Raw genomic sequence first — 25,373 nt, forward strand, 5'->3', positions numbered from 1 at the left:
CTTTCAGTCGTGGACGATGCGGCCGCCCACCAGCGTGACGCGCGCGCGCCCGCGCAGCGCATAGCCGCCGAAGGGCGTGTGCTTGCCCTGGCTGCGAAGCGCTTCCGGCGTGACCTGCCATTCGTGCGCCGGGTCGATCACGCACAGGTCCGCCGCACCGCCCGCCGTCAGGCGGCCGATGCCTTCGGTGCCGATCAGGCCGGCAGGGGCGGCGGTGACCACTTCGATCGCGCGCATCAGGCCGGCGCCGCTGTGCTCGCCCCATCGCAGCGCGAGCGGCAACAGCAGTTCGAGACCGGTGGCACCCGCTTCGCTTTCCGCGAAGGGCAGCGTCTTCGCATCGGCTTCGACCGGCGTATGGTCAGACACCAGCGCATCGATGGTGCCGTCGGCCAGGGCGGCCGAGAGCGCATCGCGGTCGCGCTGCTGCCGCAACGGCGGGTTGAGGCGCGCGCGGCTGTCGAAGTAGCCGATGTCGGTGTCGACCAGGTGCAGCGAGTTGATGCTGACGTCGCAGGTCAGCGGCAGCCCTTCCGCCTTGGCGGCGCGCACCTGCGCCACCCCCGCCGCACTCGAGAGGCGGCACAGATGCACGCGCGCTCCGGTCGCGCGCATGAGTTCGACGATGGTGAAGATGGCGATCGTCTCCGCCGCCGCCGGCACGCCGGCAAGCCCGAGGCGCGTCGCGAGCGGACCGCTCGCCGCAACGCCCTTGCCCAGGTCGCGATCCTGGGGACGCAGCCACACCGCGTAGCCGAACGTGCTCGCGTACTGGAGCGCTCGCAGGAGCACTTGTGTGTTGCCGAACGGAACATCGGCCTGACCGAAGCCCACGCATCCGGCCTCGGTGAGCGCGGCCATTTCGGTCAGGACTTCGCCCGCCAGCCCGCGCGTGAGCGCACCCTGGGCAAACAGGCGTGCGCGCTGGAGCTTCTCGGCGCGGAACTTGAGCATCTCGACAAGGCCCGGTTCGTCGAGCACCGGGTCCGTGTCGGGCGGACACACGAGGCTGGTCACGCCACCGGCCACGGCCGCGGCCATTTCGCTGTCGAGCATGCCCTCGTGCTCATAGCCGGGCTCGCGCAGCCGCGCCGCGAGATCGACGAGCCCCGGCACGACGATGCAGCCTTGCGCATCGAGCGTGCGGTCCGCGCGGAACTCGCTGCCGACATTGCCGATCGCGACGATCTTTCCGTCGGCGATCGCGACGTCGGCCTGCTTGTCGAGCCGGGATGCCGGATCGACGATGCGCCCGTTGATGATCTGGATATTCATGTTCTGTCCTCTATCGGGCACCCTATGCTTCGTTCCCTGCGACGATGCTCATCACGGCCATGCGGACTGCGATGCCGAAAGTGACCTGCGGCAGGATCACGCTCTGCCGGCCATCGACCACGGCGGAGTCGATCTCCACGCCGCGGTTGATCGGCCCCGGATGCATGACGATCGCGTCCGGCTTGGCAAGCTGCAGCTTGTCCGGCGTGAGGCCGTAGGTCTTGAAGAATTCCTGCGAGGACGGCAGCAGCGCGCCGCTCATGCGTTCGTTCTGCAGGCGCAGCATGATCACCACGTCGCAGTCCTTGATGCCCTCCTCCAGCGTATGGCACACGCGCACGCCCATCTGCGAGAGGTCGCCGGGCACCAGCGTCTTCGGGCCGACCACGCGCACCTCGGCGCAGCCCAGCGTGGTGAGCGCGTGGATGTCGGAGCGCGCCACACGCGAATGCAGCACGTCGCCGACGATCGCGACGGTGAGGTTCGCGAAGTCCTTCTTGTAGTGGCGGATCGTGTACATGTCGAGCAGGCCCTGCGTCGGATGCGCATGGCGTCCGTCGCCGGCATTCACGACGTGCACATGCGGCGCGACGTGCTGCGCGATCAGGTAGGGCGCACCCGATTCGCTGTGGCGCACGACGAAGAGATCGGCAGCCATCGCGCTCAGGTTGGCGATGGTGTCGAGGAGCGACTCGCCCTTGGACGCCGACGAGCGCGAGATGTCGAGGTTGATCACATCGGCCGACAGCCGCTTGGCCGCGATCTCGAAGGTGGTGCGGGTGCGCGTCGAGTTCTCGAAGAACAGGTTGAACACGCTCTTGCCGCGCAGGAGCGGTACCTTCTTGACCTCGCGGTCGCTCACGCTCGTGAAGTTGGCGGCGGTGTCGAGGATGTGGGTGAGGATGTCCTTCGGCAGACCCTCGATCGAGAGCAGGTGGATCAGCTCGCCGTTCTTGTTGAGCTGGGGGTTTCGCTTGTAGAGCATTAATTGTTTTCCTCCACTTTGAAGCTGAACGCGCCCGAGTCCGATCGCGCAAGGGCGAGCAGTTGGGTCGCCGGCAGTTCGAGCTTCTGCGCCGCGAAGTCCGCGGCCACCGGCAGTTCGCGCCCGCCGCGGTCGATCATGACGGCGAGGCGCACGCGCGCCGGACGGCCGAAGTCGAACAGCTCGTTGAGCACGGCGCGGATCGTCCGGCCGGTGTAGAGCACGTCGTCGAGCAGCAGCACGTCGGCACCCTCGACGTCGAAGGGCAGCGAAGTCTGCGCGCTCGCGGAGAGGCCGCGGCGCGCGAAATCGTCGCGGTGCATCGCGGACGAGATCACGCCGGGCGCACCGGCCAGACCCAGGTCTTTCTGCAGCCGCTCGACCAGCCATGCGCCGCCGGATGTCACGCCGACGAGGCGCGTGTCGCCCTGCATCAGGGATTTCACGCCGCGCAACAACTCGACGTAGAGCGCTTCGGCGTCAGGGATGGAGTTCACGGAAGGCTCCTCAGGAACTGTTCAAGGATGATGCAGGCCGACGCGGCGTCGGCGTCGCGCGCACCCGAGGCAAGCGCCTCGGTCGTGCTGTAGCGCTCGTCGACCTCGTACACGGGCAGCCTGAAGCGGCCGTGCAACTGCCGCGCGAAGCGCTGTGCCGCGCGGGTGTTGTCGTGCGGCGCACCGTCCGGATGTCGGGGCACGCCGACGACGAGTGCGTCGGGTTGCCATTCGCGGATGCGGGCTTCCACCTGCACGAAGCGGGCGTCGCCTTCGGCCTTGATCGTGGTTTGCGGCGTCGCGGTCTTCAGGAGGCGGTTGCCGCTCGCGACGCCCGTCCGCTTCTGGCCGAAGTCGAAGGCCAGGAAGCTTTGGAAGTGGGAAGGAACGGAAAGCGGAGGGGCTGCGCCGTCAGGCATCGCCAATCCACTCATGCATGCCCCGCATCGGGCGAGAGCGTCCAGGCCTCGAGGCCCAGCAGCGACAGCGCCTTGTCGTAGCGCTGCTCGACGGGGGTGTCGAAGATCACGGCCGGATCGGCGCCGACGGTCAGCCAGCTGTTCTCGGCCAGTTCGGATTCGAGCTGACCCTCGCCCCAAGCGGCGTAACCGAGCGAAACAAGCACCTTGCGCGGACCGGCGCCGGTGGCGAGCGCCTCCAACACGTCCTTGGAGGTGGTCATTTCCAGCCCGCCGGGGATGGTCATGGTCGAGGCGTAGACGGATTCGTTCGGCTTGTCGGCGCGCGCGAAGACCGGCTCATGGAGCACGAAGCCACGCTCGGTCTGCACGGGCCCGCCCTGGAAGACCGGCGCGTTGCCGATTTCGGGGCTCGCGAGGTGCAACTCGATCTTCTCGAACAGCACCCCGAGATTGATATCGCTGGGTTTGTTGATCACCAGACCGAGCGCGCCGCGCTCGCTGTGCTCGCAGAGGTAGACCACGCTGCGGCTGAACGCCTTGTCTTCCAGACCCGGCATCGCAATCAGGAAGTGATGCGTCAAGTTCATCGGGGCAGAATCGGAGGCCATGCCGCCGATTTTACTGGCCGTCGACAAGATCTATCCCAAGGGCCTGATGTGGTTTCGTCGCGATCTCCGGATCGACGACAACGCAGCGCTCTACCACGCGCTGCGCGCCTGCCGTCAGGTGGTGTGCGTGTTCGTCTTCGATCGCGCGATCCTCGACGCGCTGCCGCGCGCGGACCGACGGGTGGAATTCATCCGCGAATCGCTGGTCGGGCTCGATGCGGAACTGCGCACCCTTGGCGGCGGCCTGATCGTCCGCCACGCGGTCGCCGAAGACGAGATCGCACCGCTCGCCCACGCGCTCGATGTTCAGGCGGTGTTCGCGAACCGCGACGACGAGCCCGAAGCGCTCGACCGCGATTCCAAGGTGCTGGGTGCACTGGCGAATGCCGGGATCGCCTTTCACACCTACAAGGACCAGGCGGTGTTCGACCGCGACGAGGTGGTGACGCAGCTCGGGCGGCCCTACACCGTCTTCACCGCCTACAAGCGCGCCTGGCTTGCCAAGGTCGATGCGTTCTACCTGAAGGGCTATCCGGTGCGCAGCTACGCGGAGGCGCTGGCCCCCGCGCCCGAGAAGTACCGGGCACCGGTCCCGACGTTGGCGGACCTCGGCTTCGATAAGACCAACCTCGCCGACCTGGAAATTCCTACCGGCAGCCAGGGCGGCTCGGCGCTGTTCAACGACTTCTCCCGGCGCATCGACCGCTATCAGGAAACGCGCGATTTCCCCTCGGTGCGCGGGCCGAGCTATCTGGGCATCCACCTCCGCTTCGGCACCGTGTCGATCCGGCAGCTCGCGGGCGCGGCGCACCAGCTGTCCCAGCAGGGCGACCCGGGCGCCGCAACCTGGCTGGGCGAGTTGATCTGGCGCGACTTCTTCTTCCAGATCCTCGCGCACCATCCGCACATGGTCGAAGGTGGCAAGCGGCGCAGCTTCCGGCCCGAGTACGACAGGATCCAGTGGCACCATGGCAAGCACGCCGACCTGCTTTTCGACGCCTGGTGCCAGGGCCGGACCGGCTACCCGCTCGTCGATGCCGCGATGGCGCAGATCAACCAGACCGGCTACATGCACAACCGGCTGCGCATGGTGGTCGCGAGTTTCCTGTGCAAGGACCTCGGGCTGGACTGGCGGCGCGGCGAGCGCTACTTCGAGATCCATCTGAACGATTTCGAGCTGTCGTCGAACAACGGCAATTGGCAATGGGCGAGTTCGAGCGGATGCGATGCCCAGCCGTACTTCAGGATCTTCAACCCCGTCACGCAAAGCGAGAAGTTCGACCCCGAAGGCAAGTTCATCCGGCGCTACCTGCCGCAGCTTTCGAAGCTGCCCGATACGGCCATCCATGCACCGTGGACGGCGACGCCGCTGGAGCTGGAAGCGGCGGGCGTGAAGCTCGGCGAGAACTACCCCAAGCCGATCGTCGATCACGCCGAGGCGCGCGAGCGCACGCTCCAGCGCTACGCAGTGGTAAAGCAATGAGCGCAACAAGCGCGCACCACCCTTCGGGGGCGGCCGCGGAACCGGCTCCGCCGGGCCGCTGGCCGCGCCCCTGCAAGGGGGTGGGCGGCTACACGAAGTGAGCAAGCCTGGGGGTGTGCCCCATCACGCCACGATCGCCACGGGCAGCTCGACGCCCGTGTAGCTGCGCACCAGGCGCAGCAGCTCTTCTTCCGAATACGGCTTGCCGAGGTAGTGGTTGACGCCAAGCGCTCGCGCATGGTCGTGGTGCTTCTCGGCGATCCGCGAGGTGATCATGATGATCGGCAGGTCGGCCAGCGCTGCGTCCGCGCGGATGTTGCGCGCGAGGTCGAAACCATCCATGCGTGGCATCTCGATGTCCGACAGAACGACCGCGGGGCGCTCCTGCTGCAGCCGTTCGAGCGCCTGCAGGCCATCCGCCGCCAGTGCCACCCGATAGCCTTCGCGCTGAAGCAGACGTTGCGTGACGCGCCGCACGGTGATCGAGTCGTCCACCACCAGGACCAGCGGCACCTGCGATGGCGCTTGGGCGACGGGTGCCGTCGGCAGGGCTGCGCGCGTGTCCTGGGTTGCGGCGCCGCGGCCTGCCGAGGTCTGGAAGGCACGCGCCGTCTCGCCATGAACGGCGGCCAGCGCCACCGGGTTGTAGATCAGCGCGACCGCACCCGATGCAAGCACCGAGATCGCGGCCATGCCCGGCAGCCGCGAGAGCTGCGGGCCGAGGTTCTTGACCACGACTTCCTGGTTGCCCAGCACTTCGTCCACGTGCAGGGCCACGCGCTGCGCCGCGCTTCGCACGATGACGATCGTGTTCGCCTTGCCGGGCACGCGCTCGCTGCCCGAAGACGATTGCAGCAGCGCACCGGCCCAGTAGAACGGCACTTCTTCGCCGCCGAACGGGTAGTGGCTGTCCAGATAGGCCTTCTCGAGCTCCGATGCACCGGCGCGCAACACCAGTTCGACGAGGTTGGAAGGCACGCCGATGTTGACCGCGCCGGCGCGCATCATCACCACGTGCGTCACCGCCGTCGTGAGCGGCAGCACCAGCTTGAACGTGGTCCCCTGCCCCGGCTTGCTGCGGGTCTCGATGCGGCCGCCGAGGCCGGCGACCTGCGCGCGCACCACGTCCATGCCGATGCCGCGGCCCGCCAGTTCGGAGACCTGCTCGGCGGTCGAGAAGCCGGGCTGATAGATCAGCTCCGCCGCCTCTTCGTCGCCGAGTTGCTGGCCCTCGGCAACGAGGCCGAGCGAGCGCGCACGGGCGACGATCCGGTCGTACCGGAGACCACCACCGTCGTCCTGGAAGCTCACCGAAACGTCGTTGCCTTCCTGGTGCAGCTCGATGACGATCAGGCCGCTCGGATCTTTGCCGGCCTTTTCGCGCACCGCTGCATCCTCGATGCCGTGGGCAACGCAGTTGCGCAGCAGGTGCTCGAAGGCCGGGGTCATCCGGTCGAGCACGCCGCGGTCCATCTCGATCGAGCCGCCGGTGATGTCGAGCCTCACCTGCTTGCCGGTGTCCTTCGACGCCTGGCGGACGACACGGTAAAGACGCTCGGAAATGCCTTCGAACTCGACCATGCGCGTACGCAGCAAGCCTCGCTGCAGTTCGCGCGTCTGACGCGCCTGCGCGCTCAGGTCGTCCTCAGTCGCCTGCACGGTCTTCTGGAGCGTGCGCTGCACGGTCGCCACGTCGTTGACCGACTCGGCCATCATGCGGGTGAGTTCCTGCACGCGGGTGAAGCGGTCGAACTCGAGCGGGTCGAAGCCCTGCTGCGAATCCTTGGCCTGCGCGAGGCGGGACTGCATCTGGCTTTCGGCCTGCAGCTCGATGTCGCGCAGCTGCTGGCGCAAGCGGTCGAGGTTGCCGGTGAGATCCGCGAGCGAACTGCGCAACTGCCCGATTTCGGCCTCGAGGCGCGAGCGCGTGATGATGACCTCGCCCGCCTGGGCCACCAGACGATCGAGCAGATGCGTGCGGATGCGCACCGCCCGGCTCGACATCGCGCGCAGCGGCGTGAGTACCGCGGGCGAAGGCATCGCGATCGCGACGCGCTCCGCGAGCGGCTCTGCAGGGGTCGGCTCGGCGGCAGCCGGCACCGCGTCGTGCTCGGCCGCGGCGGTCTCGACAACCGACGGGGCCGCCGGGGCTTTCGCTTCGAGCGCGGCAACGGTGACGACAGGCGTGGCGGGCGTGACAGGCGCGGCGGCGCGCTGGACCAGCTCGGCCTGCGTCGCATCGTCCGCAGCCCGCAGCGCATCGAAGTTGGCCTGCAAGGCGTCGAAGCGCGTGAGCAACTGCTCGATCGCCTGCCGGTCGGCGCCCTCGGCGCCGATCGCCTCGATGTCCGATTCCATGCGATGGGCGCGCTCGCCCAGGCGCATGGCGCCAGCCAGCCGCGCGCTGCCCTTCAGTGTGTGCAGCGTACGCAGCGCCCCGCTGCGCGAAACCCTGTCTTCGGGGTTCTGCGTCCAATCGCGCAACGCGGCGCCAAGTTGCGGCAGCAGTTCGCTGGCCTCTTCCTCGAAGATCGGGAAGAGGTCCATGTCGACCGCATCGACGACGTCGGAGGCGTCGTCGGAATCGTCGAGCGACACATCCGACCGGGCATCGCGCACCAGGTGAAGCAGTGGGGCAACAGGCTCGACCGCTTCCGCGGGCGGCAATTGCGAGGCGGCGACGTTGCGCAGCGCCTCCAACGTATCTTCAGCCGGGTCGCGCAGGAATCCGGCCGCGAACTGGTGCAGCAGGCGCCGTTGTTCTTCCGCGGCGGCGACGAGGATCGCGCCCTGTTCCGGCGTACCGCGGCCCTGCGTGTGCAAATGTTGAAGCGCGGTCTCGAACAAGCGCGCCATGCCCGAGAGGCTCTGGAATCCCACAGTGGCGGAACTGCCGGCCAGCGAATGCGCAAGGCTGATCGACGACATCGGGACCCGCTCGTGGGTTTCGAGCGCCCATTCGCCCACCTCGGTCGCCAGCTGGCGCGACCATTCGTCGGCTTCGTTCAGATAGACGTTGTAGAGCGCGATGCCAATGCGCAGCGGACCGATGACCTTGACCTGCTCCTCGGCGCCCGATGCCGGCGCCCGTTCGAGCTGGGGTTCCTCGGGCGCTGCCGCAACGGCTTCGACGGGCGCAGCCTCGACGGGCGGCTCCGCGACATCCGCGGATGGAAGCTCTGCCGGCGCGATCTCGAGCGCCACTTCGTCGTGAGCAGGCGGCGGCTCCTCGATGGCGGGGGTTTCCATCGGGACTGCACCCTCGATTTCGGGCTCGAGGCTCAGTGCAAATGCAAGCTCGGGCTCGGGCTCGGGCTCGGGCTGCGGCGCCGCGGCGACCTCAGGCACCAGTTCCAGCGCGGGCGGCTCTTCGGGTTCAGGCTCCCGCCGCGAGGCGGCCGCCACGAGGGAGGGCTCGAGCGCGGTGTGGACCGTCTCCAGGAAATCACCGTCGTCGTACTCGCCCAGCGACACGGACTCTTCGGGCGGCGGCTCGGGCTTGCCATCGAAGTCGAGGAAATCCGTCGACGCAAATCCCTCGTCGGAGCGCGGAGTCTCCGAGGGAAGCTGCTCCGGGGCAGCATCCAGGGACTCTTTGAGGCCAGACCAGACGGCGGACTCATCGGCCCGAGCGACCACGGGCTCCACGGAAGACGTTTCTGCCGGCAGCTCGGTAGCCGGGGCTTTCTCACCCTTCGAATCCAGATCGAGTTCGAATTCCAGATCGCGAAGATCGGGCAGGGCCGGCAACGGCGCGGGCTCCATCGCAGCCGGCGGCGCTTCGGCGGCGGATTCGGCAGCGATGTGGCGCGCAGCCGCGACGAGCGCCTCGGCATCGGCAACGCGCGCCGGGATCTCCAGCGGCTCGCCGGTGCGCAGCGATTCGGCGACCGCGAGGAAAGGCGCCGACTTCCAGTTGTGCGACCCGCCCGCGGCGATCGCTTCCACCCACTTGGCGAAATCCTGAAGCGCATTCCGCGTGCCGGTGAGCAGTTCCGGCGTAGCGGGGCGCTGGTCGGCCAGCCACGTGTTCAGCACCTGTTCGAAGGACCATGCGGCCTCGCCGAAATCCATCAGCCCGACCATGCGCGAGCTGCCCTTCAGCGTATGGAAGGCACGCCGCAGGATGGTCAGCTCGCCTTCATCGTCCGGGCGCGCGCCGAGCGCCGACACCGCCGCCAGCCCGTTGTGCAGGACTTCGCGGGCTTCGTCGAGGAAGATGTTCTGGAGGTCGTCTTCCTCCAGCTCGGTCACCTCGGTGTCGGGCAGCCCCTCGAGCGGCGCGGGGCCGGTGATCTTGGCCGTCCAGCTCGTGGCCGCCTGGCTGAATTCCTCGATGGGCGACGGCGGAGGCTTGCGCGTCCCGGGGCCCGCGAGCGCCGCAAGCTTGGCGGCGATTTGCGCATCGACTTCCTCGACGCTCATGACCGCCTCGGTCACGGCGACCGGGCCGGATGCGGCCGCGAAAGCCGCAGGCGCAGCCGCCTCGGACGACGCATCGCCCGCGTGCCGCCCCATGAGCGGCTTGAGCTCGCCGGTGTCCTCATCGAACACGAACAGCCGCTTGGCCAGCGCAGGCTGGTAGCTGAGCATGTCGATCAGGAAGCCGAGTGCGCCCAGGTTGTTGCCGAGCGAGTCGAAGGCGCGGATCTCGTCGGTCGGCGATTCTTCGGCCAGCAGCCGCTCGACGTCCTCGCGCATGCGCTGCACGGTCTGAGCGGCCTGATCCAGCCCGAGCACCGAAAACACCCCGCGCATCTGCAGGAGCTGCGAGGGCACGTTGCGCAGCAGGCCCTTCTCGGTCGGACGGCGGAAGAACTGATCGAGCGATTTCTCGAGCTCGCTCAGGTGGCTGCGCAGCTCGCCGACCACGGTCCCCATGGTCTGGCGGTCGCTCACGCGGCGGTAGAGCTCCTCCATCCAGGGCTCGAGCGGCTCCGAGCGCCCGCCCTCGCGCGCGCGTTCGATGCGCCCGGCGAGTTGGACGGTGCGGGCGGTGAGTTGCCGGTCCTGCGGATCGAGATCCTCGAACGCGGCTTCGAGATAGAGCACCGATGTGGCGACTTCCATCGCGAGTTCGGTACTGGGCGCGTGGCTGGAACGCACCGAGGCGTCCACGGCATTGTTCAGTGCCTGCACCATCGGCTGGCTGGGCGGATGAAGCTTCTGCAGCGACTCGCCGAGTTGCGCGAAGCTGTCCACGACCTGTCGCATGCGGCTCACTTCGCCGCCGGACAGCGCCGACCACATCTCCTTCGCGGTTTCGATGCGCTTGCGCGCCTGCGCGAGCACCACCGGATCGAAACGGCCGAACTGCTCGATCGTGTAGTCGACCTTCTGCTCGTTGGAGATCCCCCAGGCCGCGCGCACCGCACGCAACGTGGCAGCTTCGTCATTCGTGCCCGGAACGGCCTGGGCGCAGAAGAAGAGCAGGTCCTGGCCGAGACGGTCCGACACGGTGTTGTCGCCGCGTGCCAGCGTCGCGTACTGCAGCAACACACGCGAAGCGGCGCGCTTCACGTGCGAGTCGGCCGGAATCAGCGCGAGCGCCAACGCCTCGAAGAAACCGGCAGCGAGCGTCCAGAAGCTCGCCACCCTCGGCACCGAGGCGCCACGGCCGAGCCCGAGACACAGGGCCTGCAGCCGCCGTGCCGCATGGTCATCGCCATTCTTGACGACCTGCAGGACTTCGCGATCGAGCTTCGAGCGGACGGCAGGGTCGTACACCAGCGCAGCCTGGGTGGGCGCGGGCTTGATCTCGACCCAGCGCCAGGTCATGTTCCACAGATCGGCCGGGTGCACGCGCTCGTTGCCGACCAGCTCGAGAACCTCGCGGTATTGCGGGAACAGCGCGACGGACGAAACCATCTTGCCCGAAACCACCGCGTTCAGGAAATCAGCGACGGCGAAGCCGGCCCGCTCGATCTTCTGGACCGCAGCGTCGTTGCAGCGCAGCGGCTCGGTGACGAAGCTCTGGACTGCGAACTCCATCGCGCCGAGCACCAGGGCGGGCGCGGTGTGGCCCACCATCTGCAACGCGCCGACGGCCTGATGCAGCTGCTGCCGGGCCTGTCGGACCGGCAAGGTGTCGATCTCCGAACCCGGCAGGGCCGACGCGGCGTCGCGCGAGAAGCGCCGCAAGGTCTTGCCCACGGCATCGAGCGACTTCTGGATTTCTCCGAGAACCCAGGCCAGCGGCCCAAGATCTTCCGTTGCCGGCGCATTGCCGGCGATGTGGGCTGCGGGACTTTGCATCGACACGTTGGGCGCTCGGCGTTCAGGAAATCTTGAAACGAGCCACCGACTGACGCAGCTCCTCGGCCATGTGCGAGAGCTCGCGGACCTGCTGGGCCGTGGTGCGCGTGCCTTCGCCGGTCTGCTCGGTCACGGCGAAGATGTGCTGGATGTTGGCGGCCACCACGTTGGCGGAATCGGCCTCCCGCGATGCCGAGAGCGAGATCTGCTCGATGAGGTCCGCCAGACGGCGCGACACGCGGTCGATCTCGGAGAGCGCCGTACCGGCGTTGTCGGACAGCTTGGCCCCCTCGACCACGCCCTGCGTGGAACGCTCCATGGCGCCCACCGCATCCTGTGTGTCGGTCTGAATCGCCTTCACCAGCGCCGAGATCTGGCGCGTGGCGTCCGCGGAGCGTTCGGCCAATCGCTGAACTTCTTCCGCCACCACCGAGAAGCCGCGGCCGGCCTCACCGGCGGATGCGGCCTGAATGGCGGCGTTGAGCGCCAGCACGTTCGTCTGTTCGGTAATGTCCGAGATCAGCTCGGTGATTTCACCGATCTCCTGCGACGATTCGCCGAGGCGCTTGATCCGCTTGGAGGTCTCCTGGATCTGGTCGCGGATCGCGTTCATGCCGCCGATGGCGTTCTGCACCGCCTGCAAGCCGGACGAAGCGGCCTGCAGCGACTGGCGTGCCACTGTTGCCGACTCCTGCGCTTGCGACGACACACCGTTGATTCGCTCGGCCATCGTGAGCACCGATTGGCCGGTTTCGCGGATCTCGCGAAGCTGTTCGGTCGATGCGGCGAGCAGTTCGGTCGAGGTGTTTTCCACCTGCGACGTGGTGTGCGCCACGCGGGTCGCCGTGTTCTGCACGTTGCCCACCAGAAGGCGCAGTTCTTCCACGGTGTAGTTCACCGAGTCGGCGATGGCGCCGGTGATGTCCTCGGTCACGGTCGCTTCCTGCGTCAGATCGCCTTCCGCGACGGTCTGCAGTTCGTTCATGAGACGCAAGATCGCGGCCTGGTTGGCGGCATTGACGCGCGCGGCGTCTTCACTGGCGCGTTCGGCTTCGACGCGCTCGCGCTCGGCGGAAGCGGCACGCTCGCGGCCTTCGCGGACCTGTACGAAACCGATCGCGCCGGCCAGCGCCAGTGCGGCCAGCGACAGGACGAACAGCATCACGACGGTGCCGGCGCCCAGGCCAGTGCGGGCCGAGAGCTTTTCCTGCAGGTCGCCGAGCGCGTTCCGCAGCGGTTCGCTGTCGGCCAGGATCGCGGCCTGCGCTTCGCGCGCGGCGACCAGGCCCTGCAGGTTGCCCAGGATGGCGCTGGCCTGCGTGCGGGTCTGCTCGTAGGTCTTGAGGATGGCGTCGAGCTGCTGGCGGGTCTGAGCGTCGCGGGTGCCGGGCAGGCGCTGCTGGCTGCTGCCGTCGAGCAAGCCGCGCGTGATTTCCTGGAACGAGTTCAGGTCCTTGCCGAGCAGGAACACCGCGTCGGGGCTCACGCCCTCGACCGTCAGGAATTCGTTGGCCGACTTGCCGATGCGCTGGGTCAGCATCACGAGCTGGCCGGCCGCGGAGATCTCGGGCAGGGTCGCGTTCTGCTGCATCTTCAGCGAGGCGACGGTCTCGGTCATTTCGAGCAGGTCGGAAGACTGGCGATTGATGTCGCGAAGCGCGTTACCCACCTGCGTGAGGATCTTCTGCTGAGCCAGGACCGCCTTGGCGCTCTTGTCGGCGCGCTCGACCAGCGGCGTGATCTTGCCGAGCTCGATGTCGTACTGGCTGCCGACGCGCTCCAGCTTGAGCGAATCGTCACCGCTCGCCAGACCCTGCACGCGCCGGCTCAGGTCATCCGAACTTTCCTTGACTTCCGTGAACGCGCCCACGTTGCCGACCAGCGCTTGCGACACCGATTTGGCGAGACGCTGCGACTGCATCAACGACTGACCCGTGGCAGCCACCTGCTGGGCGAGACGTTCGGCGCGAAGAATGGCGGAACCGGCGACCAGCATCAGCAACAGCACCACGCCAGCCAGCGCGAGCGCAAGAATCCGCTGCTGCCGGGCCGGGCTCGAGCGCTGCGAGCGCCTGGAACGCGACTTTGCCGGGCTCGACGATGCGACCGGAATCGCGTCCTCGATCTCGGGCGCCCGATCCGCGGGAGCAGACATGGCGTCACCCGACGCGGGCGCATCGGCGGAGGGCGTCGCCGATGCTTTCGCGGCATCGTGCGGCACCGCCACCGTCGGCTCGTCCGTGTTCTGCACGGTTTCGATGTTGTCCATCGACAGCGTGGCGGCACTGTCGGCGCCCACGCGGACGTTGCCGCCGCTCGCGGGCATGAACTTCTTGAACTTGTCGGCGATCGAGCTCACGGTCGGTCCTTCAGGTTGTGGTCGGTGCAAGGCGAAGCGCTCAGGCGCCGATGCTCAAAAACGAGGTTGCTGGGACAGCGCCTGGAGATTGATCTCCTGCCAGCGCGCCCCGGCGGAATCGATGTACGAATGGCCGAGCCAGGCCGGCGCATCGGCGTCCGGGGGCTCGGAGGCAACGAAGGCGTCCACGCCCCGCAAACCGACCAGCCGGTCGATCCGCAAGGCGCAGTTGACTTCGAGCATCTCGTTGAGTGCGACCAGGCGGGACTGTGCATGCGCCGCCTCGCCGGTCACCGGCGCGGCCTGCGCGCCGGTCAGGAAGCCGGCGAGCTCGACGACGCCGTACAGGCCGCCGCGAAGATTGGCCACGCCGAGGAACCACGGCTCGGTGTAGGGCACATGCTGCGGCTGGACCCAGGGAAAGATTTCGCCCGCATGCCCGAGCGGGAACAGGTAGTTGGCACCGCCGGCCTCGACCGCGAGCCACGATGCGGAAACACCCGACGTGCGCGCAGCCTGCAAGCGGCCGGCAAGCCGGGACTGGAATGCACGGAGGGCGTCTCGATTGGCCATGGGAATCGAAAACTAGCGGGAGTCAGGCCAGTGCACTGATCTTGGCCATCAACTCTGCCGGATTCACCGGCTTGACGATGTAGTCCTTCGCCCCCTGACGCATGCCCCACACGCGATCGGTTTCCTGGTTCTTGCTTGTGCACAGAATGATGGGCACCGCTGCGTACTGGGGGTGGCGGGCGATCGCGCGGGTGAGCTGGAAGCCGTTCTGGCCGGGCATCACGACATCCATCAGGATCAGGTCGGGCTGCTCCTCCTCGAGGCGGCGCATGGCGTCGTCCGCGTTCTCCGCAGTCTTCACCGAGAAGCCGTTCTTCTGGAGGAGATCGGTGAGGAAAACGAGCTCGGTCTTCGAGTCGTCGACCACGAGCACTTTGCGAATGGACATTTACTACGCTTCCTGAAGGGTGCCGAACTGCTGCACGGCGTTGAGCAATTGGTCTTTGGTGAAAGGCTTGGTGAGGTAGTCCTGCGAACCGACCATGCGGCCGCGGGCCTTGTCGAACACGCCGTCCTTGGACGAGAGCATCACGACGGGAACATTGGAGAAATGAGAATTGCGCTTGATGATGGCGCAAGTCTGATAACCGTCGAGCCGCGGCATCAGGATGTCGCAAAAGATCAGATGGGGCTTGTGGTCATTGACCTTGGAGAGCGCATCGAAGCCGTCTTCGGCGAGGAGAACTTCATGGCCGCCCTGCTTGAGGAAGATCTCGGCGCTGCGCCGAATGGTGTTGCTGTCGTCGATGACAAGCACTTTGTAGCCGGATCCATTCGCGCTCATATTGCACCGCTCCTTGTGACGCTTCTGGATGGGACCGCTGTGCCCCCGGGGAGCACAGGAAGCGCGGCCCTATGCCATGCTTCAGATCTCAACCATCTCGAAATCTTCCTTGCGTGCCCCGCATTCCGGGCAGGTCCAGTTCATCGGAACATCTGCCCACGCCGTTCCGGGCGCAATACCATCTTCCGGTACTCCGACCGATTCGTCGTAGATCCACCCGCAAATCAGGCACATCCAGGTTTTCGTATTCATCGCAGCTTAAGGTCCCTGTACATCAAATGCAACGATCGTATCCAAACGTATCAGTAAATCTCGTGATAAGCGTCTCGGATATGCCACCATGGCGGTGAGCCCTGATTGGGTATGAAAACTTCCCTACTACCAACAGAGCACGATCACAAAGTGAGCGATCTTACCGACCCCCAGAACGACGAAGACACGGCGGAAAGCGGCGCCAATCCGCCCTGCGTGCTCGTCTTCAATGCCAACGATCCGAGCGGTGCGGGCGGCACGGCCGCGGACGCGGTGGCAATGGCCTCCGTGGGGGCCCACATGCTACCCGTCGTCACGGGCGCCTACGCGCGCGACACGGCCGAAATCTTCGACTTCTTTGCGTTCGATGAAGAAGCGGTGTCGGAGCAAGCGCGATCGATCCTCGAGGACGTGGAGGTGCAGCTCATCAAGATCGGCTTCGTCGGCTCGCCCGAGAACCTGAGCAATGTGGCCGAGGCCGCGACCGACTATCCCGAGGTCCCGGTCGTGGCCTACATGCCCAACCTGTCGTGGTGGGACGAGACCCAGATCGACGCCTACCTCGACGCCTTCCGCGACCTGGTGCTGCCGCAGACCACCGTGCTGGTCGGCAATCACAGCACGCTGTGGCGATGGCTTCTGCCCGACTGGAGCGGCGAGCGCCCGCCCACCGCGCGCGACATCGCCAAGGCCGCGGGCGAATTCGGCGTGCCTTACACGCTGGTCACCGGGATCGTGCTGCCCGAGCAGTTCATCGACAACGTGCTGGCGTCACCGCAATCGGTGCTCGCCAGCGAGAAATACGAGCGCCTCGATGCCATCTTCGCGGGCGCCGGCGACACGCTGTCGGCCGCGCTCGCCGCGCTGCTTGCGAGCGGCACCGATCTCGCGGCCGCCGCCACCGAGGCCCTGAGCTACATGGACCGCTGCCTCGACGCCGGCTTCCGACCCGGCATGGGCCACGTGCTGCCGGACCGTCTCTTCTGGGCCCAGCCCGAAGACGAAGACAACGGCGACTCAGGTTCGCCGCCGGACTTCGCGCTCCCGCCGCACGACACCCGGCACTAGCTCGGCCCCCCTACCGGGGGGCGACACCAGCGGCCCGGCAAAGCCGGTTCCGCGGTGTTTCAACAACGGGCCTGGCTGCGCCGGCCAGGGAACAGCCGCATGAAAGATACTCTGCCGATGCCACACATTGATCAGAACGAAGTCCTTTTCGAGCGCGCCCGCGCCGTCATCCCGGGCGGCGTCAATTCGCCGGTGCGCGCCTTCCGGGCCGTCGGCGGCACGCCGCGATTCGTGAAGCGCGCGCAGGGCGCGTACTTCTGGGACGCAACGGACAAGCGCTACATCGACTACATCGGCTCGTGGGGCCCGATGATCCTGGGCCACGGGCATCCCGCGGTGGTCGAGGCGGTGCAGCGAGCCGTCACCGAGGGCTTTTCGTTCGGTGCGCCGACCGAGCGCGAGATCGAACTCGCGGAAGCGATCCTCGCGCTCGTGCCTTCGATGGAAATGGTCCGGCTCGTCAGTTCGGGCACCGAGGCCGCCATGAGCGCGCTGCGCCTCGCGCGCGGCGCGACCGGCCGCAAGTACATCATCAAGTTCGAGGGCTGCTATCACGGCCATGCCGATGCGCTGCTGGTCAAGGCGGGCTCGGGCCTCGCGACTTTCGGCAACCCGACCTCCGCCGGCGTGCCGCCCGAGGTGGTGCAGCACACCCTGGTGCTCGAATACAACAACATCGCCCAGCTCGAGGAAGCCTTCGCGCTGCACGGCCACGAAATCGCGTGCCTGGTGATCGAGGCGATTGCGGGCAACATGAACTTCGTGCGCGCCAGCGCGGCATTTGCCAAGCGATGCCGGGAGCTCTGCACCCAGAACGGCGCGCTCCTCGTGTTCGACGAGGTCATGACCGGCTTCCGTGTCGGCGCGCGCGGCGCGCAAGGCGTGCTCGGCATCACGCCGGATCTCACGGTGCTCGGCAAGGTGATCGGCGGCGGCATGCCGCTCGCGGCATTCGGCGGCCCACGCGCGATCATGGAGCACCTCGCGCCGCTCGGCCCGGTCTACCAGGCCGGGACGTTGTCGGGCAACCCGGTGGCAACCGCTTGCGGACTTGCCACGCTCAGGGAAGTCGCCAAACCCGGTTTCTTCGAGGCGCTTTCGAAGAAGACGCGTACGCTGGTCGACGGCCTCGAGGCTGCTGCTGCAGCCGAAGGCGTGCCTTTCAGTGCGGACTGCGAAGGCGGCATGTTCGGCTTCTTCCTGCTCGATGCGCTGCCGCAGAACTACACGGCCGTCATGAAGAGCGACAGCGCGAAGTTCAACACCCTCTTTCACGGCCTGCTGAACCGCGGCGTCTACATCGCGCCCGCGCTCTACGAAGCAGGCTTCGTCAGCGCGGCCCACAGCGACGACGACATCGCCGCCACGATCGACGCGGCACGCCAGATCTTCACGACCCTCTGATCACCATGAAGTTGTTGTCGACGCTGGCAGGCGCCAGCCTGCTCCTGCCTGGCCTGGCCTTCGCCCAAGTCGCCGATATCAGCCAGGTCTGGATCAACCCGGGCTTCTATTCCCTGCACTTCGATCGCAACAAGGGGCTTGAGGACGCGAATCCGGGCATTGGCATCGAATGGCCGATCGACAAGACGTTTTCAGCCACGGCCGGCAGGTTTCGCAACAGCGACCGCGAGTACTCGAACTACATCGGCGTCTACGTGATGCCCTTCGAGTTCCACGGCGTGAAGCTCGGCGCCGTGGTGGGGGCTTCAACGGCTATCCGAACTACAAGGATGGCGGCTGGTTCCCCGCCCTGATCCCAGTCGCCGCCATCGAAGGCGTGCACTGGGGGCTGAACGTTGCGATCATCCCCAGCTACAAGGATCGCCTTTACGGGGCGATCAGCTTCCAGCTGAAATACCGCTTTTCCGACGGCAGCAGCAACTAGCCTGCACGGCCGGTTGCCGCCGCAGATCAGTGGCGGAAGTGGCGAACGCCGGAGAGCACCATGACGACGCCGCGCTCATCCGCCGCGTCGATGACTTCCTGGTCGCGCATCGAGCCACCTGGTTGAATCACCGAAGTGGCGCCCGCGTCCACGACCACGTCCAGACCGTCGCGAAACGGGAAGAACGCGTCGCTCGCGACTGCCGTGCCCGACAGCGTGAGGCCCGCGTGCTGCGCCTTGATGCTCGCGATCCGCGCGGAATCGAGACGGCTCATCTGGCCCGCGCCGACGCCCATCGTCATGCCGTCGGCGCAGAAGACGATCGCATTGCTCTTGACGTACTTCGCGACCTTCCATGCGAACAGCAGATCCTGAAGCTGCTGCGGCGTCGGCTGCTTCTTGCTCACGACCTTGAGCTCGTCCGCCGACAGCTCGCGGTTGTCGGCGGTCTGCATCAGGAGACCCGAGCCGATGCGCTTGACGTCGACCGCGTTGCGGCCGTTCTCCCAGTCGGTCTTGCCGCCCGGCGGCAGCGCGATCTCGAGGATGCGCACGTTGACCTTGTTCTTGAACACTTCGAGCGCGTCGGGCGCATAGCCGGGCGCCATCAGCACTTCGACGAACTGCTTGTTCACCGCTTCGGCGGCGGCCCGGTCCACCGGACGGTTGAAGGCGATGATGCCGCCGAAAGCCGAGGTCGGATCGGTCTTGAAGGCCTTGCTGTACGCCTCGTGAGCATCCTTGCCCACGGCGACGCCGCAGGGGTTGGCGTGCTTCACGATCACGCAGGCGGGCGCATCGAAGCTCTTGACGCACTCCCACGCCGCATCGGCGTCGGCGATGTTGTTGTAGCTCAGCTCCTTGCCCTGGAGCTGCTTCGCCGTCACCAGCGAGCCGGGCGCCGGATACAGGTCGCGGTAGAACGCCGCCTGCTGGTGCGGGTTCTCGCCATAGCGCAGGTCCTGCAGCTTGACGAAGCGGCCATTGCTCTGCGCCGGGAACAGCGCATGCGTGCCGTCTTCCTGAAGCGCCGAGAGGTAGTCGCTGATCGCGCCGTCGTACTGGCTGATGCGGTTGAACGCCGCGACCGAGAAGGCGAACTTCGTCTTGTCGCTGAGCTTGCCGTTCGCCTTCAGTTCGGCGAGCGCCACCGGATACTGCGAAGCGTCGGTGAGAACGCCGACATCTTTCCAGTTCTTGGCCGCGCTGCGCACCATCGCGGGACCGCCGATGTCGATGTTCTCGATCGCGTCTTCGAGCGTGCAGCCCGGCTTGGCCACTGTGGCTTCGAACGGATAGAGATTGACCACCAGCAGGTCGATGGTGTCGATGCCGTGCTCCTTCAGCGCCGCCATGTGCGCGGGCACGTCGCGGCGCGCGAGCAGGCCGCCGTGCACCTTGGGGTGCAGCGTCTTCACGCGGCCGTCGAGCATTTCGGGGAAGCCCGTGACTTCGGCCACCTCGGTCACCGGCAGACCGGCATCGGCCAGCAACTTGGCGGTGCCACCGGTGGACAGGAGCTTGATGCCCAGCGCATGCAGCGCCTGGGCAAATTCGAGGATGCCGGTCTTGTCGGATACGGAAATCAGTGCATTCATCGGGAGTTACTTCAGCAGTTTGTGTTCGACCAGCTTCTTGCGCAGCGTGTTGCGGTTCAGGCCGAGCCATTGCGCGGCCCTGGATTGATTGCCTTCGGCCCGCGTCATGACGACATCGAGCAACGGCTTTTCGACGACGCGAACCAGCATGTCGTACATGCCGTCGGGTTCGGTGCCTCTCAGATCTCGGAAATAACTGTCCAGGCTGCTGCGTACGCAGTCTTCGATGTGTTTCTTGCTCATGGCTTTCTCTTCTTCTCCTCGTTCTGCGCTTCTTACGCCAGTGCGTCGGCTGATTGTTCGTCCACGGGTTCGAGCGAGCCCTCGGCTGCGGCAGGAATGCGATCCATCTGCCCGGCGAGCAGGTCGAAGAACGCCGCAACCGCATGCCATTGCGCATCGCAGTCCTCGATCGCGTTCATCGCGAAGCGGAACGCCTCGCCACCGGGAAGCGCACGCACATACCAGCCGATGTGCTTGCGTGCCGTTCGCACGCCGCTGTATTCGCCGTAGAGGGCGTAGTGCTCCTTCAGGTGATCGAACATGAGACGACGCACTTCGGCCACCAGCGGCGGGGCCAGATGCGTACCTGTGTCGAGGAAGTGTGCGATCTCGCGAAAGATCCAGGGACGGCCCTGCGCCGCACGGCCGACCATGATGGCGTCCGCGCCGGTGAGTGCCAGAACGTCGCGTGCTTTCTCTGGTGATGTGATGTCGCCGTTGGCGACAACCGGAATCCGGACCGCGGCCTTGACCGCCGCGATCGTGTCGTATTCGGCATGGCCCTTGTAGCCCTGCTCGCGCGTGCGTCCGTGCACGGTCAGCATTTGCACGCCGGCTGCCTCGAAGCGTCGCGCCAGCGTGACGGCATTGCGATGGTCTTCGCTCCAGCCGGTGCGCATCTTGAGCGTGACCGGAACGTTGTGCGGTGCGGCGGCCCTGACGACCGCCTCCACGATCTCGAGCGCCAGGGGCTCGTCGCGCATCAGCGCGGAGCCGGCCCACTTGTTGCAGACCTTCTTGGCGGGGCAGCCCATGTTGATATCGATGATCTGCGCGCCGCGATCGATGTTGTATTGCGCGGCCTCGGACATCATGGCCGCGTCGGTGCCGGCGATCTGCACCGAAATGGGGCCGGGCTCGCCATCGTGATTGGCACGGCGCGATGTCTTGAGGCTGTTCCACAGTTCCTTGCGCGAAGTGACCATCTCGCTCACGGCATAACCCGCGCCGAGTTCGCGGCACAGCATGCGAAACGGCCGGTCCGTGACACCCGCCATGGGCGCGACGAACAGGCCGTTTTCCAGCGCGATGTTGCCGATGTGCAAGGTCATGAAAGGAGAGTGGCGAGCGCGCCGGGTGCTGAAAAATGAGGCACGATTGTAGCGGCGCGAGAAGGTCCCGGCTGCAACGATTTGCACTCATTGCGCATCAGATGGCAAGTCAGCGACAGTCGGTATCCATACTTGCACCTACACGCCATTGCGTGGGCGCTTTTCTATACTCCGGCGCTCATGCAAGCCTGGCTCGACTCACTTCTCGCGGTTCTCGCGCTGCCCCAATACGGTCTCAGCACGCTCTTCATTGCCGCATTCGTGTCGGCAACGCTGATCCCTGTGGGCTCCGAGCCTGCACTGTTCGGACTCCTCAAGCTCAATCCCGAACTCTTCTGGCCGGCGATCCTGGTGGCCACCACGGGCAACACGCTGGGCGGCGCCGTCGACTGGTGGATGGGCTACGGCGCTCACAAGGTCGCGGACAAGTACGCCCATTCGAAGACGCACCTGCGCGCCCTCGCGTGGCTCGAACGCCTCGGTCCCAAGGCATGTCTCCTGGCCTGGCTGCCGATCGTCGGCGATCCGCTGTGCGCGGTGGCGGGATGGCTGAAGCTGCCCTTCTGGCCTTGCGTGGCCTACATGGCGATCGGCAAGTTCCTGCGCTACGTCACGATGACGGTGGCGCTGCTCTATATCTGGCCGAACTGAAGCCGAGGTCGGTCAGGCCAAAGCGCCGCCTTCAGCGACACGCAGCCAGCCGCGGTAGCGGACCAGCTCAGGAGCTGAAGAGGAAGTTCATCACGTCGCCATCCTTGACGACGTAGTCCTTCCCTTCCGCGCGCATCTTGCCCGCATCCTTCGCGCCCTGCTCGCCCTTGTAGGCGATGAAGTCACCGAAGCTGATGGTCTGGGCGCGGATGTAGCCCTTCTCGAAATCGGTGTGGATCACGCCGGCCGCCTGCGGGCCGGTGTCGCCGACGTGGATGGTCCATGCGCGCACCTCCTTCACACCGGCGGTGAAGTAGGTCTGCAGGCCCAGCAGCGTGTAGGCTGCGCGGATCAGGCGATTCAGGCCCGGCTCTTCCTGGCCGATCTCGGCGAGGAACATCTTGCGGTCCTCGTCGTCCATGTCCGCGAGCTCGGCTTCGATCTTGGCGCAGATCGCCACCACGGGCGCGTTCTGTGCCGCCGCGTATTCGCGCAGGCGGTCGAGGAAGGGGTTGTTCTCGAAACCGTCCTCGGCCACGTTGCCGACGAACATCGCGGGCTTGGCGGTGATGAGCGAGAACTGCTTGATCAGCGGCCGGTCTTCCTTGCTGAACTCGACCGAGCGCACCGGCTTGCTCTCGTTGAGCGCGGCCCGGCACTTCTCGAGCAGGCCGACGAGCTTGATCGCATCCTTGTCGCCCGAACGCGCCGTCTTGGTGTGGCGCGCGAGCGCCTTCTCGACCGTCGAGAGGTCCGCGAGGCACAGCTCGGTCTGGATGACTTCGATGTCGGAGATCGGATCGACGCGGCCGGCCACGTGGATCACGTTGTCGTCCTCGAAGCAGCGCACCACGTTCACGATCGCGTCGGTCTCGCGGATGTGCGCGAGGAACTGGTTGCCGAGGCCTTCACCCTGGCTCGCGCCGGCCACGAGGCCCGCGATGTCGACGAACTCGACGATGGCCGGAACGGTGCGCTCGGGCTTGACGATCTCGGCCAATTGATCGAGCCGCGGGTCCGGCACCTCGACCACGCCGACGTTCGGCTCGATCGTGCAGAAGGGATAGTTCTCGGCGGCGATGCCCGCCTTGGTCAATGCATTGAAAAGGGTGGACTTGCCGACGTTGGGCAGGCCGACGATGCCGCACTGGAGGCTCATGGCGGTTGCTTTCAGAAATCTTGGGGGAACCGGTGATTTTAGGCGCCCGGCCTGCGGGACGCCCGCGTCACTCGAAGCGCAGGTTGGCGCCCACGCGCTGACCGACCCGCAAAGCATGGTCCACGCCCCCGAGCACGATCGCATTCATCCCGAAGGTGATCGCGCCGTCGACGCGCGGATCGGCACGGTAGGTGCGCAGCGTGTCGCCGACTTCGGGGCTGCTCGTGCCGGTCGCGGGATCGATGTCGGGGATCGGGCAGCGCGCGCAGGGCTTGACCGGCTTGAGGCTCGCCTCGCCCTCCTCCGTCGCGATGTGGAGCGTATCGACCCGGTCTTCGTCGTGTGCCTCGATGCCGGCGAGGACCACATTGGGGCGGAACCGCTCGATGCCGACCGCTTCATGGCCCGCCGCCGCGAGGCGCGCGTTGAGCTCGGCGACCGATCCTTCGCTGGCGACGAGGACCGGAAAGCCATCTGCGAACTGGTTGAGCGCCTCCACGCCGGCGGTCCATTTGAGGCTCGACAGCCGCCGCACTTCGGGATCGAAACGCACCATGCGCAGCCTTTCGGGCTTGCCCGGCTCCGAGAGAAAGTCGCTGAACCACTGGGCCGCCAGGTCGCCCATGTCGTAGGCCGCCACTTCGTCGTTCCAGACGCGCACGCGCGTCGGCGCCTCGACACGGTCGAAGGCGATGTGCAGGGCCAGCATGCCGGGCGCCCGGAGCTCCATTTCGGCGTGCTTGAGCTGCGGGCGGATGAGGGCCATGCGCGGCAGGTCGCGCTGGGAGACGAATTCGCCCGACTCGTCGACCACCATCCATGCGCGGTCGAATTCGAGACCGGTCTCGATGAGCAGCGCTTCCGACACCTCGACGCCAGCGCACGATTTGACGGGATAGACGAAAAGCCGGGCAATCGTGGCCTCAAGGTCGAATTCGGAGGTTTTCACGGGAACGCGCATCCAAATATGAGAAGCGGCGATTCTCCCGCATGCCGCGGCGCCGGGAGCTCGCTCCTACAATGCCGCGATGGCTCTCCCCCCGAGGTTTGCATTCGCGGCGCCGGCATCGTCGGACGCACCCTGGCCCTGCTGCTGGCGCGCGAGCGCGTGCGCGTCGCGCTCGTGGTGCCGGACACCCAACCCGCCGCGGAGGACGTGCGCGCCTACGCGCTCAATAGCGCCTCCAAGACCTTGCTCGAGTCGCTGCGCGCCTGGCCCGACAGCGCTCACGCGACACCCGTTCGCGAGATGCTGATCTATGGCGACGAAGGCGGCCGCGTGCAGTTCAGCGCCGCACGCCAGAAGGTCGAGGCGCTGGCGTGGATCGTCGACGTTCCGGCACTCGAACGGCAACTGAGCGACGCGGTCCGCTTCCAGCCCCGGATCGAAGTCGTGAGCACACCGGTCGCGGCGCCGCTCACCGTCATCTGCGAAGGGCGCATGAGCGCCACCCGCGATGCGCTCGGCGTCGGCCATGAAGTCACGCGCTATCCCCAGCATGCGATCGCGGCGCGGCTCGAAGCCGAGCGTCCGCACGACGGCACCGCGCGGCAGTGGTTCAACGACAAGGGCGAGGTGCTGGCGCTGCTGCCGCTCGCCGATGCGAACCGACCCGCCGATGCCCATGCGCTGGACCGTTCGCTCGCGCTGGTGTGGTCCGTCGACCAGCTTCGCGCGCCGGAACTCCTTGCGCAGAGTGCCGAGGTGTTCTGCGCCAGCCTGCGCGAAGCCACGCACGACGCGGTCGGAGCGCTCAAGCTGACCAGCGAGCGCGCGGCACTGGCCGCTGCAGCGCGCCATCGCCGAGCGCTGGACCGGCCGCCTCGACAACGGCGCGGCGTGGGCGCTGGCCGGCGACGCCGCCCACTCGGTGCATCCGCTCGCGGGCCAGGGACTGAACCTGGGCCTCGGCGATGCCGCGGCACTCGCAGAGATCATCAAGTCGCGCGAGTACTGGCGCAGCGTCGGCGACCCGCGGCTGCTACGCCGCTACGAGCGCACCCGCCGCACCGGCGTGCTGTCGATGAGCCTCGCCACCGACGGGCTTCAGCAACTCTTCGCGCACAGTGCCGATCCTTTGCCGGCGCTGCGCAACTGGGGCATGCGCGGGTTCGACCGCACAAGGCTCGTCAAGAACTGGATCGCTCGGCAGGCCATGGGCCTGCAATGAATGCCGGGAAC

At 66.8% G+C, this 25,373-nt stretch carries 21 protein-coding genes and 1 pseudogene; 6 read left to right on the forward strand and 16 right to left on the reverse strand.

From position 1 onward, the window contains the following. Window positions 1–3: 3 nt before the first annotated feature. Genes ACQ858_RS18165 through ACQ858_RS18185 form a run of 5 tightly spaced genes read right to left on the reverse strand, consistent with a single transcriptional unit; the run spans window position 4 to window position 3,787 of the window. Window positions 4–1,275: a dihydroorotase gene (locus ACQ858_RS18165; protein WP_431274002.1), complete on the reverse strand. Its 1,272-nt coding sequence runs from the start codon at window positions 1,273–1,275 to the stop codon at window positions 4–6. Window positions 1,276–1,297: 22 nt separating this feature from the next. Beyond that, entirely contained in the window at window positions 1,298–2,260 is a 963-nt protein-coding gene (locus ACQ858_RS18170; protein ID WP_431274003.1) for an aspartate carbamoyltransferase catalytic subunit, read from the reverse strand. Next, on the reverse strand, window positions 2,260–2,757 hold the full coding sequence (gene pyrR, locus ACQ858_RS18175) for a bifunctional pyr operon transcriptional regulator/uracil phosphoribosyltransferase PyrR (protein ID WP_431274004.1): 498 nt from the start codon (window positions 2,755–2,757) through the stop codon (window positions 2,260–2,262). The genes ACQ858_RS18170 and pyrR overlap by 1 nt, the downstream gene beginning before the upstream one ends. Beyond that, window positions 2,754–3,191 (reverse strand): Holliday junction resolvase RuvX, encoded by a 438-nt coding sequence (ruvX, locus tag ACQ858_RS18180; protein ID WP_431274005.1) that lies wholly within the window; start codon window positions 3,189–3,191, stop codon window positions 2,754–2,756. The genes pyrR and ruvX overlap by 4 nt, the downstream gene beginning before the upstream one ends. Beyond that, window positions 3,188–3,787, reverse strand: a complete 600-nt coding sequence (locus ACQ858_RS18185; protein ID WP_431274006.1) for a YqgE/AlgH family protein — start codon at window positions 3,785–3,787, stop codon at window positions 3,188–3,190. Before ACQ858_RS18185 ends, ruvX begins: the two co-directional genes overlap by 4 nt. On the opposite strand from ACQ858_RS18185, the gene ACQ858_RS18190 reads away from it, so the two are divergent. After that, complete coding sequence (locus ACQ858_RS18190; protein WP_431274007.1) at window positions 3,786–5,270, forward strand: cryptochrome/photolyase family protein; 1,485 nt, start codon at window positions 3,786–3,788, stop codon at window positions 5,268–5,270. The genes ACQ858_RS18185 and ACQ858_RS18190 overlap by 2 nt on opposite strands. Before the next feature lie 123 nt (window positions 5,271–5,393). On the opposite strand, the gene ACQ858_RS18195 is transcribed toward ACQ858_RS18190, so the two are convergent. The 6 genes from ACQ858_RS18195 to ACQ858_RS18220 all read right to left on the reverse strand — a co-directional run bounded on the left by ACQ858_RS18195 (window position 5,394) and on the right by ACQ858_RS18220 (window position 15,493). Next, window positions 5,394–11,531, reverse strand: coding sequence for an Hpt domain-containing protein (locus ACQ858_RS18195; protein ID WP_431274008.1), 6,138 nt, complete (start codon window positions 11,529–11,531; stop codon window positions 5,394–5,396). Window positions 11,532–11,547: 16 nt separating this feature from the next. Beyond that, entirely contained in the window at window positions 11,548–13,884 is a 2,337-nt protein-coding gene (locus ACQ858_RS18200) for a methyl-accepting chemotaxis protein (protein WP_431274009.1), read from the reverse strand. 54 nt (window positions 13,885–13,938) lie between these two features. Further along, window positions 13,939–14,457, reverse strand: a complete 519-nt coding sequence (locus ACQ858_RS18205) for a chemotaxis protein CheW (protein WP_431274010.1) — start codon at window positions 14,455–14,457, stop codon at window positions 13,939–13,941. Between the two features lie 22 nt (window positions 14,458–14,479). Then, window positions 14,480–14,845 (reverse strand): response regulator transcription factor, encoded by a 366-nt coding sequence (locus tag ACQ858_RS18210; protein WP_431274011.1) that lies wholly within the window; start codon window positions 14,843–14,845, stop codon window positions 14,480–14,482. Window positions 14,846–14,848: 3 nt separating this feature from the next. Further along, a complete protein-coding gene (locus tag ACQ858_RS18215) occupies window positions 14,849–15,241 on the reverse strand; it encodes a response regulator (RefSeq protein WP_088955234.1) in 393 nt (130 codons plus the stop codon). Between the two features lie 81 nt (window positions 15,242–15,322). Further along, on the reverse strand, window positions 15,323–15,493 hold the full coding sequence (locus ACQ858_RS18220) for a rubredoxin (RefSeq protein WP_088955233.1): 171 nt from the start codon (window positions 15,491–15,493) through the stop codon (window positions 15,323–15,325). Window positions 15,494–15,604: 111 nt separating this feature from the next. Between ACQ858_RS18220 and thiD the strand changes: the two genes are divergently transcribed. The 3 genes from thiD to ACQ858_RS18235 all read left to right on the forward strand — a co-directional run bounded on the left by thiD (window position 15,605) and on the right by ACQ858_RS18235 (window position 18,318). Continuing rightward, window positions 15,605–16,561, forward strand: coding sequence for a bifunctional hydroxymethylpyrimidine kinase/phosphomethylpyrimidine kinase (gene thiD / locus ACQ858_RS18225; RefSeq protein WP_431274012.1), 957 nt, complete (start codon window positions 15,605–15,607; stop codon window positions 16,559–16,561). Between the two features lie 117 nt (window positions 16,562–16,678). Next, window positions 16,679–17,965 carry a glutamate-1-semialdehyde 2,1-aminomutase gene (gene hemL, locus ACQ858_RS18230; protein WP_431274013.1) on the forward strand — a complete coding sequence of 429 codons (1,287 nt, stop codon included), beginning with the start codon at window positions 16,679–16,681 and terminating at the stop codon, window positions 17,963–17,965. Window positions 17,966–17,970: 5 nt separating this feature from the next. Next, window positions 17,971–18,318: a hypothetical protein gene (locus ACQ858_RS18235; protein WP_431274014.1), complete on the forward strand. Its 348-nt coding sequence runs from the start codon at window positions 17,971–17,973 to the stop codon at window positions 18,316–18,318. Window positions 18,319–18,475: 157 nt separating this feature from the next. On the opposite strand, the gene purH is transcribed toward ACQ858_RS18235, so the two are convergent. Genes purH through dusB form a run of 3 tightly spaced genes read right to left on the reverse strand, consistent with a single transcriptional unit; the run spans window position 18,476 to window position 21,381 of the window. Then, the gene (gene purH, locus ACQ858_RS18240) at window positions 18,476–20,047 is read right to left on the reverse strand and encodes a bifunctional phosphoribosylaminoimidazolecarboxamide formyltransferase/IMP cyclohydrolase (protein WP_431274015.1); all 1,572 of its coding nucleotides are present in this window, start codon (window positions 20,045–20,047) and stop codon (window positions 18,476–18,478) included. A 6-nt stretch (window positions 20,048–20,053) separates the two neighbouring features. Further along, window positions 20,054–20,290: a Fis family transcriptional regulator gene (locus ACQ858_RS18245; protein WP_286539439.1), complete on the reverse strand. Its 237-nt coding sequence runs from the start codon at window positions 20,288–20,290 to the stop codon at window positions 20,054–20,056. Between the two features lie 32 nt (window positions 20,291–20,322). Continuing rightward, window positions 20,323–21,381 carry a tRNA dihydrouridine synthase DusB gene (gene dusB / locus ACQ858_RS18250; RefSeq protein WP_431274016.1) on the reverse strand — a complete coding sequence of 353 codons (1,059 nt, stop codon included), beginning with the start codon at window positions 21,379–21,381 and terminating at the stop codon, window positions 20,323–20,325. Window positions 21,382–21,561: 180 nt separating this feature from the next. Between dusB and ACQ858_RS18255 the strand changes: the two genes are divergently transcribed. Then, entirely contained in the window at window positions 21,562–22,032 is a 471-nt protein-coding gene (locus ACQ858_RS18255) for a YqaA family protein (RefSeq protein ID WP_431274017.1), read from the forward strand. Window positions 22,033–22,099: 67 nt separating this feature from the next. On the opposite strand, the gene ychF is transcribed toward ACQ858_RS18255, so the two are convergent. Together ychF and ACQ858_RS18265 are read right to left on the reverse strand one after the other, a co-directional pair. Further along, entirely contained in the window at window positions 22,100–23,191 is a 1,092-nt protein-coding gene (gene ychF, locus ACQ858_RS18260) for a redox-regulated ATPase YchF (protein WP_431274018.1), read from the reverse strand. Between the two features lie 67 nt (window positions 23,192–23,258). Then, window positions 23,259–24,140: an MOSC domain-containing protein gene (locus tag ACQ858_RS18265; RefSeq protein ID WP_431274019.1), complete on the reverse strand. Its 882-nt coding sequence runs from the start codon at window positions 24,138–24,140 to the stop codon at window positions 23,259–23,261. 18 nt (window positions 24,141–24,158) lie between these two features. On the opposite strand from ACQ858_RS18265, the pseudogene ACQ858_RS18270 reads away from it, so the two are divergent. Next, window positions 24,159–25,362: pseudogene (locus ACQ858_RS18270) on the forward strand (FAD-dependent monooxygenase). The last annotated feature ends 11 nt before the right edge of the window (window positions 25,363–25,373 follow it).

The sequence above is a fragment of the Variovorax ureilyticus genome, assembly GCF_050632185.1.
GTDB lineage: Bacteria > Pseudomonadota > Gammaproteobacteria > Burkholderiales > Burkholderiaceae_C > Variovorax > Variovorax ureilyticus_A.

Bases quoted from the DNA above. Each gene is read 5' to 3' on its own strand.
- ychF (WP_431274018.1), bottom strand. From the start codon at position 23,191: ATGAGCCTCCAGTGCGGCATCGTCGGCCTGCCCAACGTCGGCAAGTCC.
- ACQ858_RS18255 (WP_431274017.1), top strand. From the start codon at position 21,562: ATGCAAGCCTGGCTCGACTCACTTCTCGCGGTTCTCGCGCTGCCCCAA.
- ruvX (WP_431274005.1), bottom strand. From the start codon at position 3,191: ATGAGTGGATTGGCGATGCCTGACGGCGCAGCCCCTCCGCTTTCCGTT.
- ACQ858_RS18185 (WP_431274006.1), bottom strand. From the start codon at position 3,787: ATGGCCTCCGATTCTGCCCCGATGAACTTGACGCATCACTTCCTGATT.
- ACQ858_RS18220 (WP_088955233.1), bottom strand. From the start codon at position 15,493: ATGAATACGAAAACCTGGATGTGCCTGATTTGCGGGTGGATCTACGAC.
- ACQ858_RS18235 (WP_431274014.1), top strand. From the start codon at position 17,971: ATGAAGTTGTTGTCGACGCTGGCAGGCGCCAGCCTGCTCCTGCCTGGC.
- ACQ858_RS18215 (WP_088955234.1), bottom strand. From the start codon at position 15,241: ATGAGCGCGAATGGATCCGGCTACAAAGTGCTTGTCATCGACGACAGC.
- ACQ858_RS18190 (WP_431274007.1), top strand. From the start codon at position 3,786: ATGCCGCCGATTTTACTGGCCGTCGACAAGATCTATCCCAAGGGCCTG.
- ACQ858_RS18210 (WP_431274011.1), bottom strand. From the start codon at position 14,845: ATGTCCATTCGCAAAGTGCTCGTGGTCGACGACTCGAAGACCGAGCTC.
- ACQ858_RS18245 (WP_286539439.1), bottom strand. From the start codon at position 20,290: ATGAGCAAGAAACACATCGAAGACTGCGTACGCAGCAGCCTGGACAGT.
- dusB (WP_431274016.1), bottom strand. From the start codon at position 21,381: ATGACCTTGCACATCGGCAACATCGCGCTGGAAAACGGCCTGTTCGTC.
- thiD (WP_431274012.1), top strand. From the start codon at position 15,605: ATGAAAACTTCCCTACTACCAACAGAGCACGATCACAAAGTGAGCGAT.
- ACQ858_RS18170 (WP_431274003.1), bottom strand. From the start codon at position 2,260: ATGCTCTACAAGCGAAACCCCCAGCTCAACAAGAACGGCGAGCTGATC.
- purH (WP_431274015.1), bottom strand. From the start codon at position 20,047: ATGAATGCACTGATTTCCGTATCCGACAAGACCGGCATCCTCGAATTT.
- ACQ858_RS18165 (WP_431274002.1), bottom strand. From the start codon at position 1,275: ATGAATATCCAGATCATCAACGGGCGCATCGTCGATCCGGCATCCCGG.
- ACQ858_RS18205 (WP_431274010.1), bottom strand. From the start codon at position 14,457: ATGGCCAATCGAGACGCCCTCCGTGCATTCCAGTCCCGGCTTGCCGGC.
- hemL (WP_431274013.1), top strand. From the start codon at position 16,679: ATGCCACACATTGATCAGAACGAAGTCCTTTTCGAGCGCGCCCGCGCC.